The 19,152-nt window shown below is 69.6% G+C and carries 16 protein-coding genes and 1 pseudogene; 9 read left to right on the top strand and 8 right to left on the bottom strand.

The window, feature by feature from the left end; translation table 11 throughout:
- Window positions 1-3,854 (bottom strand): non-ribosomal peptide synthetase (locus ON23_RS32505; RefSeq protein ID WP_245556257.1); only part of this gene is annotated, 3,854 nt, incomplete at its 3' end.
- An 886-nt stretch (window positions 3,855-4,740) separates the two neighbouring features.
- Between ON23_RS32505 and ON23_RS32500 the strand changes: the two genes are divergently transcribed.
- From ON23_RS32500 to ON23_RS32480, 5 genes and pseudogenes are all read left to right on the top strand, one after another.
- Complete coding sequence (locus ON23_RS32500; protein ID WP_039783136.1) at window positions 4,741-5,154, top strand: Fur family transcriptional regulator; 414 nt, start codon at window positions 4,741-4,743, stop codon at window positions 5,152-5,154.
- Window positions 5,155-5,190: 36 nt separating this feature from the next.
- Window positions 5,191-7,415: pseudogene (gene katG / locus ON23_RS32495) on the top strand (catalase/peroxidase HPI).
- Window positions 7,416-7,555: 140 nt separating this feature from the next.
- Complete coding sequence (locus tag ON23_RS32490; protein ID WP_039783134.1) at window positions 7,556-8,767, top strand: TerC/Alx family metal homeostasis membrane protein; 1,212 nt, start codon at window positions 7,556-7,558, stop codon at window positions 8,765-8,767.
- A 40-nt stretch (window positions 8,768-8,807) separates the two neighbouring features.
- Entirely contained in the window at window positions 8,808-9,173 is a 366-nt protein-coding gene (locus ON23_RS32485; protein WP_051043660.1) for an ArsR/SmtB family transcription factor, read from the top strand.
- Window positions 9,166-10,122: an SRPBCC family protein gene (locus ON23_RS32480; protein WP_039783132.1), complete on the top strand. Its 957-nt coding sequence runs from the start codon at window positions 9,166-9,168 to the stop codon at window positions 10,120-10,122. The genes ON23_RS32485 and ON23_RS32480 overlap by 8 nt, the downstream gene beginning before the upstream one ends.
- 1 nt (window position 10,123) lies before the next feature.
- Here the strand turns inward: ON23_RS32480 and ON23_RS32475 are convergent, their stop codons facing one another.
- From ON23_RS32475 to ON23_RS32465, 3 genes are all read right to left on the bottom strand, one after another.
- Window positions 10,124-11,527: an MFS transporter gene (locus ON23_RS32475; protein ID WP_039783130.1), complete on the bottom strand. Its 1,404-nt coding sequence runs from the start codon at window positions 11,525-11,527 to the stop codon at window positions 10,124-10,126.
- A complete protein-coding gene (locus ON23_RS32470; protein ID WP_039783128.1) occupies window positions 11,524-12,087 on the bottom strand; it encodes an isochorismatase family protein in 564 nt (187 codons plus the stop codon). Before ON23_RS32470 ends, ON23_RS32475 begins: the two co-directional genes overlap by 4 nt.
- Before the next feature lie 106 nt (window positions 12,088-12,193).
- Complete coding sequence (locus ON23_RS32465) at window positions 12,194-12,637, bottom strand: MarR family winged helix-turn-helix transcriptional regulator (RefSeq protein ID WP_039783126.1); 444 nt, start codon at window positions 12,635-12,637, stop codon at window positions 12,194-12,196.
- A 176-nt stretch (window positions 12,638-12,813) separates the two neighbouring features.
- On the opposite strand from ON23_RS32465, the gene ON23_RS32460 reads away from it, so the two are divergent.
- The 3 genes from ON23_RS32460 to ON23_RS32455 are packed head-to-tail and all read left to right on the top strand — an operon-like array spanning window position 12,814 to window position 15,796.
- Window positions 12,814-14,202, top strand: coding sequence for a MutS-related protein (locus tag ON23_RS32460; protein ID WP_051043659.1), 1,389 nt, complete (start codon window positions 12,814-12,816; stop codon window positions 14,200-14,202).
- Complete coding sequence (locus tag ON23_RS38275) at window positions 14,190-14,336, top strand: hypothetical protein (protein WP_157170355.1); 147 nt, start codon at window positions 14,190-14,192, stop codon at window positions 14,334-14,336. The genes ON23_RS32460 and ON23_RS38275 overlap by 13 nt, the downstream gene beginning before the upstream one ends.
- Window positions 14,333-15,796 carry a MutS-related protein gene (locus ON23_RS32455; RefSeq protein ID WP_051043658.1) on the top strand — a complete coding sequence of 488 codons (1,464 nt, stop codon included), beginning with the start codon at window positions 14,333-14,335 and terminating at the stop codon, window positions 15,794-15,796. The genes ON23_RS38275 and ON23_RS32455 overlap by 4 nt, the downstream gene beginning before the upstream one ends.
- A gap of 10 nt (window positions 15,797-15,806) precedes the next feature.
- Here ON23_RS32455 and ON23_RS32450 read toward each other — a convergent pair whose 3' ends face one another.
- Genes ON23_RS32450 through ON23_RS32440 form a run of 3 tightly spaced genes read right to left on the bottom strand, consistent with a single transcriptional unit; the run spans window position 15,807 to window position 17,551 of the window.
- Window positions 15,807-16,130, bottom strand: a complete 324-nt coding sequence (locus ON23_RS32450; RefSeq protein WP_143860283.1) for a ribbon-helix-helix domain-containing protein — start codon at window positions 16,128-16,130, stop codon at window positions 15,807-15,809.
- A complete protein-coding gene (locus ON23_RS32445) occupies window positions 16,127-16,420 on the bottom strand; it encodes a hypothetical protein (protein WP_051043657.1) in 294 nt (97 codons plus the stop codon). Before ON23_RS32445 ends, ON23_RS32450 begins: the two co-directional genes overlap by 4 nt.
- Window positions 16,421-16,447: 27 nt before the next feature.
- Window positions 16,448-17,551, bottom strand: coding sequence for a quinone oxidoreductase family protein (locus ON23_RS32440; RefSeq protein WP_039783124.1), 1,104 nt, complete (start codon window positions 17,549-17,551; stop codon window positions 16,448-16,450).
- Between the two features lie 101 nt (window positions 17,552-17,652).
- On the opposite strand from ON23_RS32440, the gene ON23_RS32435 reads away from it, so the two are divergent.
- Entirely contained in the window at window positions 17,653-18,594 is a 942-nt protein-coding gene (locus ON23_RS32435) for a LysR family transcriptional regulator (protein WP_039783123.1), read from the top strand.
- 4 nt (window positions 18,595-18,598) lie between these two features.
- Here ON23_RS32435 and ON23_RS32430 read toward each other — a convergent pair whose 3' ends face one another.
- Window positions 18,599-19,141 (bottom strand): hypothetical protein, encoded by a 543-nt coding sequence (locus ON23_RS32430; protein ID WP_036508398.1) that lies wholly within the window; start codon window positions 19,139-19,141, stop codon window positions 18,599-18,601.
- Window positions 19,142-19,152: the final 11 nt, after the last annotated feature.

Here is a 19,152-nt window from a genome sequence, read left to right as displayed (position 1 = left end):
CTCTTCCACAGTTCGAGTTCACCGGCGCGGCGGCTCGCGGCCTGTTCGGTGAGTCCGTGGCTCCAGCGCCGCACCGAGGTGGTGGCCGCACCGAAGGCGGGTTCGGCGCCGGCGCTGATCTGCTGCCACGCGCCGGCCAGATCGGCGAGCACGATCCGCCACGACACCGCGTCGACGGCGAGGTGGTGGATCACCACCCACATCAGGTCGGGGCCGGTGGTGTCGTCGCTCATCCGCACCAGCTGCACCAGCACACCGTGGGCGGGGTCGAGCCGGTCGGCGGCCGCCTGCAACCGGGTGTCGATCTCGGTGGCGTCACGGCGCGGCAACCGCACCGACTCGACCAGTGCGGCGGCGTCGATCGTGCCGGGCGCGGCCACCTCTACCGACGGGTCGCCCGAGCCGGCACCGCGCAGGACCGCACGCAGCATGTCGTGGCGCTCCAGCACCGCCGCCAGCGCCGCCACCAGATCGGCGTCGTCGACATGTTCGGGTAGTTCGATGAGGGTGGCCTGCGCGAATCGGTCGAATCGGCCGCGGTCGAGCATCGCGTACATGATCGGGGTCAGCGGCATGGGTCCGACCGCGCCGCCGGGCAGTTCGGCCAGTTGCGGGCCGCCGCCGGCGTCGGTGGCGACCGCGGCCAGACCGGCCACCGTCTTGTGTTCGAACACGTCCTGGGTGGAGAAACTCAACCCTTCGGCTTTGGCGCGCGCCACCAGCTGGATGGACAGGATGCTGTCACCGCCGAGGGCGAAGAAGCTGTCGTCGGCGCCGACGCTCGCCACATCCAGAATTTCGGCGAACAGCTCCGCCACGCGCTGTTCGCGCGGGCTCGACGGTGCCCGCCCGGCCGGTGCGGCGCCGAAGGCGGGGGCGGGCAGGGCGGCGCGGTCGAGTTTGCCGAACGCGTTGACCGGCAGCGTGTCCAACGCCATGATCACCGCGGGCACCAGATGCGGCGGCAGTGTGTCGCGGGCGAAGCGTTGCAGTTCCAGCGGGTCGATGTGGCGCCCGCGCACCGGCACCACATAGGAGGCCAGCACGGTGGTGTCGGCGTTGTTGCGCACCGGCACGGTGACGCAGATGTCGACGTCGGCGTGGGCGGCGAGCGCGGCGTCGATTTCGCCGGGCTCGATGCGGTAGCCGCGGATCTTGACCTGGAAGTCGGTGCGCCCCAGCAACTCCAGCTCGGGCACGGGTCCGTCGCCGACCCAGCGCGCCATATCGCCGGTGCGGTACATGCGGGCTCCGGGCTCGCCGTGCGGGTCGGCGACGAAACGGGCCGCGGTTTCGGCGAACCGGTGGCTGTAGCCGCGCGCCACGCCGGGCCCGGCCAGATACAGCTCGCCCGCGGTCCCGGCCGGCACCGCCTGCAGGCAGCGGTCGAGCACCATCGCCGACACTCCGCGGATGGGGCCGCCGACGGTCAGATCCCCGCCGGGTGTGACGGCGGCGCTGGCGGCGGTGACGGTGGTTTCGGTGGGCCCGTACTCATTGAACATCACCGCGGTGTGGGTCCACCGTTCGATCACGTGCGGCGGGCACACGTCACCGCCGACCACCACCACCCGCAGCTCGCTCAGCTGCCGCGGATCCACCGTCGCCAGCATCGCCGGGGTGAGGGTGAGGTGGGTGACGCGCTGGGCGGCGAGCAGTTCGGTCAACTCGTCGCCGCCGATCACCTCCGGCGGGACGACCAGCAGGGTCGCGCCGTTGGCGAAGCACACCAGGAACTGTTCCAGCGAGGCGTCGAAACTCGGCGACAGCGCATACGAGACCCGCGCGGTGGCGTCGACACCGCAGACGTCGCTGCGGTCGGCGATGAGGTTCGCCAACCCCGCATGGGTGACCTGCACCCCTTTCGGGATGCCGGTGGATCCGGAGGTGTAGGTGATGTAGGCGAGGTCGTCGGGGCGCAGCGGGCGCAGGCGTTCGCTGTCGCCGATCGGGGCGCCGGTGGTGTTGTGGCAGGCGGCGGCGGTGCCGCGATCGTCGAGCACCACCGGGGTCACCGTGTGCAGCAGCCGGCCCCGGTAGGCGTCGACGGTGATGCCGACACCGGCGCCGCTGTCGGCGATCATGTGCTCGATGCGTTTGGCCGGATATTCGGGGTCCACCTGCACGATCGCGGCGCCGGATTTGGCGACGGCCCAGGCGGCGACGATCGAGTCGATCGAGCGGCGCAGCATGATCGCGACGGTGGTGCCGGGTCCGCAGCCGTGCGCGATCAGTTGCCGGGCCAGCTGGGAGGATCGGGTGTCGAGCTCACCGTAGGTCAGTGTGGTCTCGGGGGTGGCGATCGCGTCGGAGGCGGGGTGGCGGTAGGCGCTGTCGGCGAGGATGTCGGGCAGCAGCCGGGGCGCGACCGGGTCGTCGCCGTGCACGGGCAGCAGCCGCTGCTGTTCGGCCGGCGCGAGCAGCGGCAGCCGGTCGATGCGGTGATCGGTTCCGCGGGCGAGGAATTCGTGCAGGAACATCAGGAAACGGCCGTGGTGGCCGGCGAGTTCGTCGGGGCGGTAGATGTTCGGGTTGCCCTGGAAGTCGATGTGGGTGCTGTCGCGGCCGGCGCCGGGATAGATGTTGACGAACAGATCGGCGGTGGGCCCGGAGGTGAGCACGTGCAGGTGGCCGATGGTGTCGCCGAGGACGACGTCGTTGTCGATCATCATCAGGTTCACGGCGGGTCCGAACGAGGCGGTCTCGTCGCGGGCGATGCCCATATCGCGGAAGATGTCCTCCTGCCGGTAGCGCTGGCGGCGCAGCGCGCTGGTCAGCTCGCCCTGCACGGCGTCGATCAGTTCGCCGACGCTGCGGGACCCGACCCGCACGCGCAGCGGCACCACGTTGGCGACCATGCCGCCGGATCGGCGCAGCATCGCCGAATGCCGGCCCGACACCGGCAGGCTCAGCAGCACCTCCGTGCTGCCGGTCATCCGGGCCAGATAGGCGGCGAAGGCGGCGACCACGATCGGTGTCACGCTGGTGCTGCGTTCGGCGACCACGGCATCCAGCAGTGCGGCGGTCTCGGGTGCGAGCGCGTCGCTGACCAGCGCCGGATGGATGGTCGGTTTGCCGACGCGACCGGCCAGGCTCACCACCGGCGGGGCGCCGGCCAGATGTTCGGTCCAGTAGGCGCGGTCGTTGTCGAAGCGCGTCGACCCGCGGTAGGCCAGGTCCTGTTCGGTGATGTCGGCCAGATCCTTCGCCGCGGCCGCGCTGGGCTGCTCACCGCGCAGCCACGCGTTGTACAGCTCGGTGATGCGCTGCAGCATGGTCACCGCGGCGAAGCCGTCGAGGGCGATGTGGTGGGCGCGCTGATACCACAGGTAGTGGTTGTCGCCGACCTGGTAGACGACGCAGACCATGAGGTGGTCGTGCAGCAGATCCAGTGGTGCCGCGTAGTCCTCGGTCATCAGCCGGTGGGCGGTGGCCACCGGGTCGGCGTGGCGGCGCAGATCCACCACCGAGACCGGGGCGCCGCGGAAGTGGTCGACGTACTGGCAGGGTTCGCCGTCGACCTCGATGATGTGCAGATGACCGGATCCGAATTCGATGCTCGCGGTGCGGCAGGCTTCGACGAGCAGGTCGGTATCCAATTCGCCGACGATTTCGACATATTGCGCCACCGAAATCGGGGACTCCCCCGCGAGATGTTGGGCGAACCATATTCCGCGCTGCGCCGCGGTCAGCTTGAATACGCCGTCCGGGGCCGGGCGCGGGAATACGTGTCCCGAGCCGTGTGCGTGTGTTCCGGTACCGGATGCCTGGTGACCGCCGAGTGGCGCTGCGCCGATCCGCGGTGACTTCGGTGCCTGTCGATCGCCGCCGAAGTTGCTTTTGAATTGGGTCACCGGTCCTCCATCGGATCTCTTTACTTCGACGCAGTAATAAGACGCCGGACCGTTCGCCGAAACGACGTTCGCCGTAATGCGTGAAGCAGGTCGAAATATGCGCCCGGAATGTATTCAGGCGCGACGAACAACGCCCGCGTTGCTGTGGGCGGACATTCGTCCGGGCGCGAAGGCGGTGGTCACGGCGCCCCGACACGCCGCGCCACCGCCCCCGTGGACCGTCGGGCAAGGTCAGTGCCTGCGTTTGCGGCGAAGCCGGTGATCGCGCGATCGCCGGTCCGCGGATTCGACGCCACCCCGGGGTTCGGAGCCGTCACCGCCGCCGGGCCGTCCGCATATCTCGTGCGGGCCGGGCGGAGCGGGCGGGTTACCCACATCGTTGGTTTTCATCGCGTTCACCGGATCACCTTCTGGCACGTGAAGCCTCACGGCAGTGTGTCGTAGGTAGATTCGGTGGCCGGACACGCCCGGATAAAAAGTAATTTTTTGATAACTACGAAGTTGCCCCGGTACCAGATAGTCGGACTTTCGCCCGCTCGGATGCAGGAAGAACAGGACGCGCCCGATCGCGGGCCGCGGTTTTCGTGCCGGTCGTTATGAAACCGAGCCCCGACAGGGGCCGAATTTCGGTGTGGTCACCGGCATCAGAAACCACAGAAATCACAACGATCACAGATTTTCCGTGCGACGAACACACACAACCGTGCAGTCCTCCGCCCTGCCCGGCATCCGCCGCGTCCGATCGAGGCCCCGCGGCACCCGAGACCGCGCGGGGCGACCCGGACGGAGGCCGGATGTTCGGAAACTGGATTCTCAAATCCGCACCTACCGGTTACTTGAATGAGTCATACTTCGGACCGTGTCCACTACGGCGGATTTCGAGCGCATGCTGCGCCGGGCCGCGCTGCGGGTGACAGCCCCGCGGATCGCGGTGCTGACCGCTGTGGCCGATCACCCGCACTCCGACACAGACACCATCCTCGGCCTGGTCCGCGGCACCCTCGGCACGGTCTCCCATCAGGCCGTATACGACGTGCTGCGGGCGCTGACCGAGGCCGGTCTGTTGCGCCGGATCCAGCCGATGGGATCGGTCGCGCGCTACGAGACCCGCGTCGGCGACAACCACCACCATCTGGTGTGCCGCTCCTGCGGCGTCATCGCCGACGTCGACTGCGCGGTCGGCGACGCACCGTGCCTGACCGCCGTCGACGACAACGGCTTCGTCCTCGACGAGGCCGAGGTCATCTACTGGGGGCTGTGCCCCTCCTGTTCCCTGCCGACGTCTCGATCCAACTCATGATCACAGCCCGTTTCACTCTCTCGGAAAGGAAATACCGTGCCTGAGGAACATCCACCTATCGCCGAGGCCAATACCGAACCGCCCGAGAGCGGATGCCCCGTCGTCGGCCGCATGAAGCGACCGGTCGAAGGTGGCGGCAACCGCGACTGGTGGCCGGAACAACTCAACCTCAAAGTGCTGCAACACAATCCGGCCGAAATCCACCCGTTCGGCGCGGACTACGACTATGCCGCCGAATTCGCCACCCTGGATCTGGCGGCGGTCAAGGCCGACATCATCGAGGTGATGACGACCTCGCAGGACTGGTGGCCGGCCGACTTCGGTCACTACGGTCCCCTGTTCATCCGCATGGCCTGGCACGCGGCCGGCACCTACCGCATCGAGGACGGCCGCGGCGGCGCCGGATCCGGTATGCAGCGTTTCGCCCCGCTCAACAGCTGGCCCGACAACGCCAGCCTGGACAAGGCGCGCCGGCTGCTGTGGCCGGTGAAACAGAAGTACGGCCGCAAACTGTCGTGGGCCGACCTCATCGTCTACACCGGCAACGTCGCCCTCGAGCACATGGGTTTCCAGACCTTCGGCTTCGGCGGCGGCCGCGTCGACGAGTGGGAGCCCGAGGAGGTGTACTGGGGTCCGGAGCTGGAATGGCTCGGCGACGAACGTTACTCCGGGCAGCGCGATCTGGAGAACCCGCTCGCGGCCGTGCAGATGGGCCTGATCTACGTCAATCCCGAAGGGCCCAACGGCAATCCGGATCCGCTGGCCGCCGCGATCGACATCCGCGAGACGTTCCACCGGATGGCGATGAACGATGTGGAGACCGCGGCGCTGATCGTCGGCGGGCACACCTTCGGCAAGACCCACGGCGCGGGCCCCGCCGACAACGTCGGCCCCGAGCCCGAGGCCGCGCCGCTCGAGCAGCTGGGGCTGGGCTGGAAGAGCTCGTTCGGCACCGGTGTCGGCAAGGACGCGATCACCAGCGGTATCGAGGTGACGTGGACCCCGACCCGACCCAGTGGGACAACAGCTTCCTCGAAACCCTCTATGGCTACGAATGGGAGCAGACCAAGAGCCCCGCCGGGGCGTGGCAGTGGGTGCCCAAGGACGGCGCCGGCGCGGGCACCGTGCCCGACGCCCACGACCCGTCCAAGACCCAGGCCCCCGCGATGCTGACCACCGACCTGTCGCTGCGCCTGGACCCCATCTACGGGCCGATCACGCGGCGCTGGCTCGACCATCCCGAGGAACTGGCCGAGGAGTTCGCGAAGGCCTGGTACAAGCTGATCCACCGCGATATGGGACCCAAGGCGCGGTATCTGGGTCCGCTGGTGCCCGAGGAGACCCTGCTGTGGCAGGACCCGATCCCGGCCGTCGATCACGATCTGATCGGTGACGCCGAGATCACCACCCTCAAGGCACGCATCCTGGATTCGGGCCTGACGGTGGCGCAGCTGGTGTCCACGGCGTGGGCGGCGGCGTCCTCGTTCCGCGGCAGCGACAAACGCGGCGGCGCCAACGGCGGCCGGTTGCGGCTGCAACCGCAGAACGGCTGGGAGGTCAACGATCCCGACGAACTGGCCCAGGTGATCCGCACCCTGGAAGCGATCCAGGAGGCGTTCAACACCGAACAGACCGGCTCCGTGCGCGTCTCGTTCGCCGATGTGGTGGTGCTCGGCGGTGTCGCGGCGATCGAGAAAGCCGCCCGCGACGCCGGTTTCGGGGCGACCGTCCCGTTCACCCCCGGCCGCAGCGACGCCACGCAGGAACAGACCGACGTGGAGTCGTTCTCCGCACTCGAGCCCAAGGCCGACGGTTTCCGCAACTACCTCGGCAAGGGCACTCGCCTGCCGGCGGAGTATCTGCTTGTCGACAAGGCGAACCTGCTGCGGTTGACCGCACCGGAGATGACAGTGCTCGTGGGCGGGCTGCGGGTGCTCGGCGCCAATCACAAGCAGTCGCCGCTGGGTGTGCTCACCGACAATCCCGGTGTGCTGAGCAACGACTTCTTCGTCAACCTGCTCGACATGAGCACCGAGTGGAAGCCCTCGCCCGCCGACGACGGCACCTACATCGGCACGGACCGCGCCACCGGCGAACAGCGCTGGACCGGCAGCCGCGTCGATCTGGTGTTCGGCTCGAACTCGCAACTGCGGGCGCTGTCGGAGGTGTATGCCGCCGCCGACGCCAAAGCCAAGTTCGTCGACGACTTCATCGCCGCCTGGGACAAGGTGATGAACGCCGACCGGTTCGACCTGGCCTGATCCCGTAACGACCGGATGCCCCGCGCACCACCACCGGTGCGCGGGGCATCCGCATGTGCGGGCGAGCATGTCGATCGCCGCGAGTGCGCGGGCGCGGACGCTACAGTCACCCGAGACCCCTCGCCGCCCAGGAGGCCGCCGTGACCGTTCCGCTGCTGGCATGGGCCGGTGCGCTGGCGCTGATCGTCGTGCTGCTGGTGTTCGACTTCGTCTTCCATGTGCGCGGTGCGCATTCGCCGACACTGCGCGAGTCGGCGGTGTGGTCGGCGGCCTACATCGGGGTGGCGATCGCGTTCGGGTTCGTGGTGTGGGGGCTGGGCGGATCGGAGATGGGGGTCGAGTACTTCGCCGGCTACATCACCGAGAAGGCGCTGTCGGTGGACAACCTGTTCGTCTTCCTGGTGATCTTCACTGCCTTCCGGGTGCCCGCGGCCGCCCAGCAGAAGGTGCTGCTGGTGGGGATCGTGATCTCGCTGGTGGCGCGCACCGGGTTCATCTTCCTCGGCGCGACGCTGATCAACCGGTTCGCGTGGGTGTTCTACCTGTTCGGCGGGGTGCTGCTGGTGACGGCGGGCAATATGCTGCGCCCCGAGAGCGAGGACACCCACTCCGGTGATGGGTTAGTGGTGCGCGCGACCCGGAAACTGTTGCGCACCACCGACTTCTACGACGGTGACGCGATGACCACGATCGTGGACGGGCGGCGCCGGTTGACCCCGATGATGTCGGCGATGATCGCGATCGGCGGCACCGACGTGCTGTTCGCCCTCGATTCGATTCCCGCGATCTTCGGCCTGACCCAGAACGTGTTCCTGGTGTTCACCGCCACGGCGTTCTCGCTGCTGGGTTTGCGGCAGCTGTTCTTCCTGCTCGAGGGTCTGCTGGACCGGCTGATCTATCTCGGGTTCGGGCTGGCCGCCGTGCTCGGCTTCATCGGGGTGAAGCTGATCCTGCACGCCCTGCATCACAACAGCGTGCCGTTCGTCAACGACGGCGACCCGGTGCCGGTGGCCGAGATCCCCACCGGGTGGTCGCTGGTGGTGATCGTCGCGATTCTCGTGGTGACGGTGGTGGTTTCGCTGTGGAGCCCGGCCGGGCGCGCGCAGACCGCGGTGGCCGGAGCGCGCCGCTACGCCACCCGCTACCTCGATTTGGGCTACGAGGCCGACCAGGCCGTCCGTGAACGCACGTACGCGCGCATGCTGGATTCGGAACGGGTCATGGCCGGGCTGCCGGACAAATATGTGCACCGCTTCCGCGCCGATGACCTGCCCACGCTGCTCGACCGCGCGCACGTCGTGCACGAGGATCGCATGAACCGCATCCGCGCCGGCCTGCCGCTGCGCATGTGAATGCCCTCCTTTTATATTCCGTTTCGGCTATATTGCCGATATGGCATCTACGTTCGAGGCGTTGGCCGAACCGCGGCGCCGCGAAATCCTGGACCTGCTGCGCCGGCGCGAACACCTGGTCGGCGAACTGGTCACGGAGTTGCGCCTCGCGCAGCCGACGGTGTCGAAACATCTGAAGATCCTGCGCGGCGCCGGGCTGGTCGAGGTCCGCCACGACGCCCAACGCCGCTGGTATCGGCTGCGACCCCAGCCGCTGACCGAGATCGACCGGTGGCTGGCCCCCTACCGGCAACTGTGGGACACCAGCCTCGACGCGCTGGCCCGCCACCTCGACGTCATGGCCGCCGCCGAAGAAAACACCACCCCCACCGATGCCCAGACCGCGAGGAGTGATGACGATGAGTGACCCGTCCGCCGAACTGACCACGATCGACGGCACCCCGACCCTGCGGTTCGAACGCCGCTTCGCCCACCCCCGCGAACGCGTGTGGCGCGCGATCAGCGATCCGCGGCAGATGACGGCGTGGTTTCCCGCCGCCGTGCACACCGAACTGCGCCCCGGCGCGCCGATGCGGTTCGTCTTCGACGACGAAGCACCGATCGAGGACACCTGGGACGGAGAAGTCCTCGAAGTCGATCCGCCGAAGGTGTTCATGTTCCGCTGGAACCGCGACGTGCTGCGATTCGAACTGATCGCCGACGGCGACGGCTGCCGGCTGGTGTTCACCCACGCCCTCGGCGACGGCCCGACCGGCCGCCTGGGCGCCGCCCGCACCGCCGCCGGATGGGACGGCTGCCTGACGAGCCTGACCGCCGCCCTCGACGAGACCGAGGTGAGCCAGGACCCCGCGACCGGATGGCTGGCACGCGCGGAGGCCTACATCGAGAAGTTCGGGCTGGCCCGCGGCAGCGCCGAATCGGGCGCCGAACCCGAATCCGATGTGGTGCTGCGGTTTTCGCGTGATCTGGTGTGGCGGCCGGCGGACACGATCTGGGCGATCCTGGTCGAGGACCAGTCGCCGCGCGTCGGTGCGATGCCACCGGTCCGCGCGACGAACCCGCAGATCGCACCGGGACCGGTCACCGCATGCGATCCGCCGCGGCTGCTGGAATACGAGGTGTCGGTCGACGGGCAGCCGGCGGGCCGGGCGCGGTGGGAGATCGTCGCCGATCCGCGACTGGGCACCCGGGTCGACTTCACCCACACCCTGCCCCACCGGCTCGCCTCGCACCGCGCCGGATTGCTCGCCGCCTGGCAGGTGCAGTTCGAACTGTTCTTCGCCGTCACCCAGGGGGAGATTCGATGCCCGTGGCCCCAGCAGCGCGTCACCGAACTGATCGCCACCTATCGCTGAGTCACCGCGGCGAAGCCTTGCCGGTGCGGACCGGAATCGTGGTGTCCAGCAGCGTCATCAGCGCGACGATGGCACCGAGACCGACGATCACCCATGCGATGGCGTGCAATCCGGCGTCGGTGGTGGCCGAACCGAACGTCAGCGCGATCAGGCTGGAGGAGAAGATCGCCCCCATGTAGGCGAAGGTGCGATACAACCCCGACGCCACCGCGACCTGCCGCGCCGGTGCCTGCACGTACAGCGCGGCCTGGTTGGCGAACCCGCTGGCGCCGCTGGCCACTCCGAACAGCAGCGACATCGCGATCAGCACGATCACCGGCGAGTCGTGCGTGATCACCACCATCACCAGCCCGGTCGCGATCAACGCCGCACCGCTGGCGGCCAGCGGCACCCGCACCCAGCCACGATTCGACACCAGGCGCGCGATGACGATGCTGATCGCCGACAGCGGCAGCAGGATCAACCCCACCTGGGAGGCGCTGTAGTGCGCGGCCTGTTCCATCCACTGGCTGGTCCCGTAGAGGGCGGTGTAGGTGCCCAGCGACACCACCGCCTGCCGCACATAGGTGCGCAACAACCCGCCGTTGCGGGTCAGCATCCGCACATCGATGAGCGGGCTGCGCGCCCGCCACTCCCACACCACCAGCGTGGCGGCCAGCGCCAGCGTCACCGGCAGCAACCACCACAGCGGTGAGCGCAGGTCCGACAGAAACGTCAGCATGCCGATCACCGCACCGGCGAACAGGCCGATGCCGACGATGTCGATCGCGGCCGGCAGCGACCCCTGATCGCGGCGGCGCGGTTCGTCCTTCGGCACACCGGCCAGCGTCGCCACCAGCGCGACCAGCGCGAGCGGGATGTTGACGAAAAATATCGCGCGCCAGCCGAACACCCCCGCCAGCAGTCCGCCCAGCGGCAGCCCCACCACGGAAGTGACCTGCGCGGCGATCGAGAAATTACCCAGCACCCGCGCCGGGACCCCCGTCCCGGCGTCGTCGGCGCGCCGCCGCACCAGCGCCATCGCTGTCGGAAACGCCGCCGAGGTGCCGATGCCGATGAGCGCCCGCGACACCACCAGGAATCCGAAAGCCGGTGCGGCCGCGCCGATCACGCCGGCGGCGATGAGGATGATCAGCCCGCTGGTGAACACGCGCCGCGGCCCGAACAGGGTGGCGAGTTTGCCCATGGTGGGCTGGGCGACGGCGCTGCACAGATACAGCACCGAGATGAGCACGGCGGTGGTGCCGGGGCCCCGGTGGAAGTCGACGCCGATGCCGACGAGGGCGGTGGCGATGGTGGAGGTGTTGATCGGGTTGAGGGTCGAACCCAGCAGCAGCGGCCCGACGAAGCGGGCGGTGAACGGGTCGCTGCGGACGGGCGCGGTCTCGGCGGGGGCGGCTGTCACGAGCGGGCCGCCAATGTCTGGAGCACGTCGTCGGTGGTGCCGGTTTCGGCGATGCGGCCGAAGATGTGGGTGATGCTGTGGTCGTGGCGTTCGCCGTCGGAATCGGTCATCGCGTCGACCGGCAGTGTGACGTGGAAGCCCTGTTCGTGGGCGTCGCGGGCGGTCGATTCGACACCGGCGCCGGTGGCGATGCCCACGACCACCACCTGGGTGACTCCCTCGGCGCGCAACCGGTCGGCGAGCCCGGTGCCGGCGAAGGCGCTGCGGGCGTGCTTGGTGACCTGGATATCGCCCGGCTGCGGCGTCATCTCGGGAATGAGGGCGGTCCAGTCCGGCGGCAGATCGGTCATGGTCATCGCGCCGGCGTCGGTGCGCCCCGGCGGGGTGCCGGCGACGTTGACCAGCACGACCGGCAGGTCCCGTTCGCGGAAGGCCTGCGCGAGTGTGGCCGCGCGCGTGATCACGGGTTCGACCGGATGCGCCAGCGGCCGCCCGACGATGCCCTGCTGCAGATCGATCACGATGAGGGCGGTGGCCGGGTCCAGGGTGGTGACGGGCATGACGAATTCCTTTGCTGGCGTGCGGTTTCGGACGCACCGGGGTCGGCGCGCGCCGGATCGCGCGAGCCCGGTGGCGGGTCGCGGATTTCGGTTGTGGGCGCTTCGATCAGCCGGCGCGGCCGATGCGGTCGAGCAGCCCGACCGCGTCGGCGAGTTGCCGGATTTCGGCGTCGGTGAATTCGGCCTCGATGACGCGAGTGAGCCAGTCCTCTTTCGCGCGTCGGCCGGTGCGGAATTCGTCGCGGGCGGCCTCGGTCAGGTCCAGGACGGTTTTGCGGCCGTCGGCCGGATCGGGTGTGCCCGCGATGAGACCCGCGTCTTCCAGCGCGCGAACGATTTTCGCCATCGACTGCGGGCGCATTCCCGCCGCGTGAGCCAGTTGGGTGGCCGTGGCGGGCCCGCCCTGTTCGAGGCGGATGAGGACCGAGCTCTGGGATTTGGTGAGGTCGCTGCCCTCGGCCTGAGCGCGCAGCTGCCGCAGCAGCCGGCTGACGGCGACACGCAGATCGCTCGCCACCGCGGCGGCTGTGGGCGCAGGCTTTCCGGACATGACTCCACCCTATCATTTACTAAGCTAACTGTGTAGTTGGCTGCGCAACTTCGCAGGACCCTCACTCATTACCCTTGCGATTACTTGACGGCCGGTAAGTAATGTGGCTAGCCTGACCGAAAAGCCCCCTACCGGGTCGTTCATCCGATCCGGCCGGCGCGGGAAGTGGGTGGGGAATGCCAACCGTCAGCGTGTTGTGGCCGGTGCCGGCCGAGCACGTCGCCTCCGTCGAGGTCGGCGCGGACGCGCTGACCGATCTGGAGATCGCACCGCTGATCGCCGCCATCGTCGGTGATACCGACGACCACGACCTCACCGCCCTGCTGCACCGCCCGGTCCGCGACCCCGACACCGTCCGATTCCGCCAGGAAGTGTTCACCGACCTCGACCACGGCGAAACCCACTCCGCCGCTGAGGAATTCGTGATCGCCATGTGGCGGGTACGGCGCCGGCTGCGTGTCGCGGGCGAGCTGTATCACCCCCATCAGCGCCACCGCCTGCACCTCGACGCCGCTGCCGACTACGTGACGGCGGTGACCGCACTGCACACCGCGGCCGCACGACTGCCACTGCGATCGCGCGCCCTGCGGCGATGGCACACCTACCTCGACACCTATTGCGCGAGTAGCGATCTGCGCACACTGGCCGACGACATCGACACCGCGCACGCCGCGCTGGCGCAGGTGCGATATCGGCTGCGGATCGTCGACCGCACCCTCGAGGTGAGCCCCGCCCACCCGGCCCTCGACTACACCGCCACCGTGACACATCTGCTGGCCCGCTTCGGCGCACCCCACCGCCACGACCCGCGACCACGACCGCAGTGGCCGGATATGAACCAGACCGAGGAACACATCCTCGACCGGGTCGCCGCCCACTATCCGGCGCCGTTCGCGCGACTGGCCGAATTCGCCACCCGCCACCGTGATTTCATCGCCCCCGAGGTGGCCGACTTCGACCGAGGCATGCAGTTCTATCTGCGCTACCGACGCTTCGCCCACCGCGCCGCCGGAACCGGGCGCAGTGTGTGCCTGCCCGAGATCGCCGCACCGGGCGAACCGATCCACGCCGACCGCGCCTACGACCTCGCCCTCGCCCTGCGCTCACCGAACCCGGTGGTGTGCAACGACTTCCAGCTCGACGGCCCGCAGCGGCTGGCGGTGGTGACCGGGCCCAACCAAGGCGGCAAAACAACCTTCGCACGCACCATCGGGCAACTGGTGTACTTCGCCGCGCTCGGCGGCCCGGTCCCCGCGCACACGGCGCGGCTGCCGTTGCCCGATCGCATCCACACCCACTTCGAACGCGCCGAACACGCCGGCGACCCGGACGGAAGGCTGCTGACGGAGCTGCGATCGATGCGCGAGATTCTGCGGACCGCGAGCGCGGACACCCTGATCGTGCTCAACGAGAGTTTCTCCACGACCACCACCTGCGACGGCGTGCGCATCGCCGGTGAGGTCCTGGCCCACATCGTGCGCCGCGGCGCGTGGGGGGTGTGGGTGAGCTTCTTCGACGACCTCGCCGAAGCCGGACCCGAGGTGGTGTCGAGATGGTGGCACTGACAGACCCGCACGACCGCGCACACCGCAGCTACCGCATCGTGCGCCGACCCGCCGACGGCCACGCCTACGCCACCGAACTCGCCGACCGCTTCGGACTCGGCTACGACGCGGTGGCCGCGAGGCTGGCGCGATGATGGTCCGGCTGCTCTACCCCGGCGACACCCCCGCACCCACCGCGCTCGGCGACACCGCCCTCGAGGATCTGGGCCTGTCCGCCCTGTTCGACACGATCGCCGACAGCGATCCGGCGACCGCCGACGCGGTCCGGGCCGTGATCGCCACCGCCCCGGCCGATCCGGCGGTGATCTCCCACCGCCACGCCGTGCTCACCGACTGCTGCGCGAACCCGCACCTCGTGCGCGCCGTCCACGACATCGCCACCACCGCGACGTCGGTGCGGCGCTGGACATCCACCGCCGGGCGGCGCGCCACCGGCACCCTGGTGCTCGCGCTGCCACCGTTCACAGAACAACTCGAACTGCTGCGCCGACTGCGCACCCTGCTCGAACGCGACGGCGACCGCGTCACCGCCGCGGGCTGGACCGACCTGATCGCGACCACGAAACAGTTCGACGACACCTACCTGCGGGCGGTGCGCGACGAGCTGAGCGCGCTGCGCTTCGACCACGGAGTCGAATTCGAAGCGGGCCTGGGCGCGGGCAACAAGATCACCGATGTCGTGGTCCACCGGCCACCGCCCGCGCGCCGGACCCGATTCGGATTGTCGCGCGGCGCAAGTGTTTTCGACGCGATCGCCGACGGTGACGGCACGTCCGACCCGGTGATGCAGCTGAAGGATCACGCGCTGGCCGAACTCGCGGACGTCGTCGCCGCGGCAGCCGACGAGTTGCATGCCTTCTTCCTGCGCCTACGCGACGAAACCGCCTTCTACCTCGGCTGCCTGATCCTGCGAGACCACCTCGACCGCGCCGCCACCCCCTACTGCCTGCCACACCCCCACCCGCCGGGCACGCCGCGGCTGCGCTGCCGCGGGCTGCGCGACCTCACCCTGGCCCTGGGCCCCGCCCCCGCGACGGTCGCGGGTAGCGACCTCGCCGCCGACGGGCGATCGCTGCTGATCGTCACCGGCGCCAACAACGGCGGCAAATCCACGTTCCTGCGCAGCCTCGGCGCCGCGCAACTGATGATGCAGGCCGGGATGTTCGTCCTCGCCGAGGAATTCGCCGCCGACGTCCGCGACGGGGTGTTCACCCACTTCGTCGGCGACGAGGACCACACCCTGTCCTACGGCAAACTCGCCGACGAGCTGGTCCGCATGAACGCCGTGGTCGACCGGATCGGGCCGCACGGGATGCTGCTGTGCAACGAGGCGTTCGCCGCCACCGGCGAACGCGACGCCGGCCGTATCGCCGGGCCGCTGCTGCGCGCGCTCACCGAGGCCGGAGTGAAGGTCGTGTTCGTCACCCACCTCCACGACTACGCCCGCACCCGCTACGCCGAGGCGCATCCGGGCGATCTTTTCCTGCGGGCCGAACGCCGCCCCGACGGCACCCGCACCCACCGCATCGTGCCCGGGCCGCCCGAGCCCGGCGGGCACGGCTACGACCTGTGGGCCGCCACCGAACTCGACTGAGGGCCGTGCCTCAGGCGGAGGGACGCAGACTGCTCAGCACCCGGATCGCATCCGACAGCGGGATCATGCGGCCGGGTTGTTCGGCGAGCAACCCCATCTCGATGTACTGGCGAATCAGCATCGACGGGGTGATGCAGTGTTCGGCGGCCGCCTCCCGGATCCGGTCGCGCAGATCCTTCGGCAGTTTCAGGGAGGTGGTGACCATGCCGCGTTCGATCTCCTCGCCGGTCGGCGGCAGCGCGGGTGCGGCGGCGGTGTCGTCGAACACCAGGGCGTCCACGACCGCCTGCGGGTCGGCGCCGGGCTTCGGTTCGAAGATGTGCTTGTCGGTCATCGGTTCGCCTCCCATGCGGTGTATTCCTCGAGCTGCTGCGGGCGCATCTGCGCGGCCATCACGATCTCCCAGGTGCCGGCCGACTCCGGCGACGGCCGCATCCGCAGCATCACCACCAGCGGACGTCCCGCATCGGTGCGGCCCCACACGGTGGTGACGGGCAGTCCTTCCGGGGTGCGGGCCGGGCGCGGCCAGCGCCGCGACGAATACAGCACCTCCATCACCTCCCAGGGCGCCACCTCGGCACGAGCCAGGAACGAGTGGATTCCGATCCACCATGCGTACTCCACGCAGCCACCATAATACCCGCGTATTACCTACTCCGGCAGTGGTGGCCGCCGCTGCGGCAACACGACCGTGCGATCGAACGCCGCGGGATGGGCCGCGGCATGCTCGACCGCCGCCGCGATCCGGTCCAGCCCGAAGGTGGTGACCGTTTCCTTCGACAGATCCAGCAGCCCGCACCGCACCAGCTCGATCAGCCCGCCGACCGCGGTGCGCGGGCACATCCACTGCCCCCGCACCGTGACACTGTTGCGCATCAGCCACGGATACGGCAGCGCCAGATCCGGACCGCCCAGCATCCCCACCCCGCCCATGAGCACGACGCGCCCGAACTCCCGCACCGTCATCGCCGCGGTCCGCACCACCCGCGCAGCCGCCGCGGGCGGCAGCATATCGAGCACGACATCCACCGGCCCCCCGCCCGCGGCCTGCATCGCCTGCCGATCCACCTCCTCGTCACCGGTCAGCTCGACCGGGGCGACACGGTCACCGAACCGGTCGCGCAACCGGGTCAAAGCCGCGCGGTTGCGCCCGGGAGCCACCACCCGGCTCGCCCCCATCGCCAGTCCCACCGCCACCGCCGCACCTCCGAAATTGCCGGTCGCCCCGCTGACCAGCAACCTTTCCCCCGCGCGCAGACCCGCCGCCAGCAGACCCCCGTACGGCACCAGCGACACCGCCAGCGCCGCCCACCGGGCCACATCCCCGGTATCGACGTCACCGAGCGGCACCGCGTTCTCGGTCGGCACCACCATCCGCTCCGCGAACGAACCGTGATGGAAGTACCGCGACAACCGCAGCCCGCCCGGCCCACGCGAACTCCAGCCCTGCAACGTGATGTCGGGGGTGCGCGCGTCGTCGCGGGAACGCACCGTCGGATCACACCACACCAGGTCACCGGGCCGCAGCCGGGTCGCATCCGGGCCGGCCGACACCACCCGGCCCACCCCGCCCATTCCCGGAATCACCGGCGGCTCCAGCGGGTACTTGCGCGCACCACCGAAAACCTCTGCCGCATAAGGCAATACACAGGTGGCCAGCACATCGACCAGCACCTCACCCGGCCCGGCCTCCGGATCCGGCACGGTCGTCACCGTCAACGGCCGCCCGAACTGCTCCAACATCGCCGCACGCATCGCCCACTCCTCCTGCTTCCGAATCGTCTGCCCGCCAACGTAGGTCGCGATCCGGCCATGCCACCAGCGAGAACCTGGCATATCTGGTATGCCGTAGTGTCATGTACCTGTCACCGGCCGGGCTGCGGGTGCTGGCCGAGGTCGCCGAACGCGGCTCGTTCACCGCCGCGGCCACCGCCCTCGGCTACACCCAATCCGGAATCTCGCGCCAAGCCGCCGCCCTCGAACGCGAGGCCGGCAAACCCCTGTTCGAACGCCACCGCACCGGCGTCCACCTCACCCCCGCCGGACTCACCCTGCTGCGCCACGCACGCGTCGCCCTCGACGCCCTGGACGCGGCACGACGCGACCTCGACGGCGACGACATCACCCACCAGGTGCGCCTGGGCAGCCTCATCAGCGCGGGCGTGGTCCTCGTGCCCACCGCACTGGCCGCCCTGCGACGCACCCATCCCGGCCTGGACGTGCTCACCCGCGAAGGCACCACTCCGGCGCTGGTCCGCGCGATCCGCGCCGGCAGCCTGGATCTCGCCGTGATCACCTCACGCCCGCCGCACCGGCCACCCGACACCGAACTGCCCCGGCTGATCGTCGAACAGCTCACCGATGTCGAATTGCTCGTCGCCGCCCCCGCCACGGGCCGCTTCGCCGGGCGCGCCACCGTCACCGTCGACGAACTCGTCGACGCCCGCTGGATCGCGAGTCCTTCCGCCACCACCGAACCCCTGCTGGGCGTGTGGCCCGGCCTGCCCGGCCGCCCTCACATCGCCCACCGCGCCCGCGACTGGCTCGCCAAACTCGCCCTCGTCGCCGCCGGCTGCGGCGTCACCACCGTCCCCTCCGGCCTGTTCCCGGCGCTGCCGCCGGAGGTGATCACGATGCGCGTGCTCACCGGCACCCACGACCGCGCCGCCACCGAACTGCGCCGCCTGTCGCTGATCCGCTCACCCGCCGCGCTCACCCCCGCGGCCACCGCCGTCATCGACGCATTACGCAGCGCCGCAACACCTTTCGCATCCACCCACGGGCGGACATCGGGCTAGCGGGTCACCAGATCAAGGTCCGCTCGGGTACCCGCACACAGGCGAAGAAGCGTTTGCCGATATCGCTGCCGTCGTGGTTGTAGGCGTTCATGATCTCGGCCAGCTCGTCGGCCAGCTCCTGCAACGCCGGGCTGGGATTGTCGATCCCGCAGTCGCTGACCCAGCCCCACTCCCGCGGCACGCCCTCGATCGTGACGATGATCTTGCCGACGTACGGCGTCGCCACCGAATAGGAGATCTCGATGGGCGCATCGCGGATCGGCGACCGTTCGGCGAGCTCCGCACGATGCTGCGGCATGCTGAAGATCTTCGCGAAAGCGATGTCCTGACTGATCATCTCGGCGATGCTCGCCAACGTGGCATGCCGGCCCACCCGGTGATAGCGGGGACCGTAGTCACGGTCACCCCGCGGCCCCGCCGCCTGCGGATGCTTGGCCAGGATGCGATCGAGCATGCGCTGGGCGGCATCGCGTTCGGCGGCGCCGGTGGCGGGATGGTCGATCAGCTGGCGCAGCCGGGAAATCCGGGGGCTCAGGGCCGTTGACATGGTCGCGGTCC

Source organism: Nocardia cerradoensis NBRC 101014, from assembly GCF_000308535.1.
Lineage (GTDB): Bacteria > Actinomycetota > Actinomycetes > Mycobacteriales > Mycobacteriaceae > Nocardia > Nocardia cerradoensis.
This window is presented reverse-complemented; position numbering and strand designations above follow the sequence as displayed.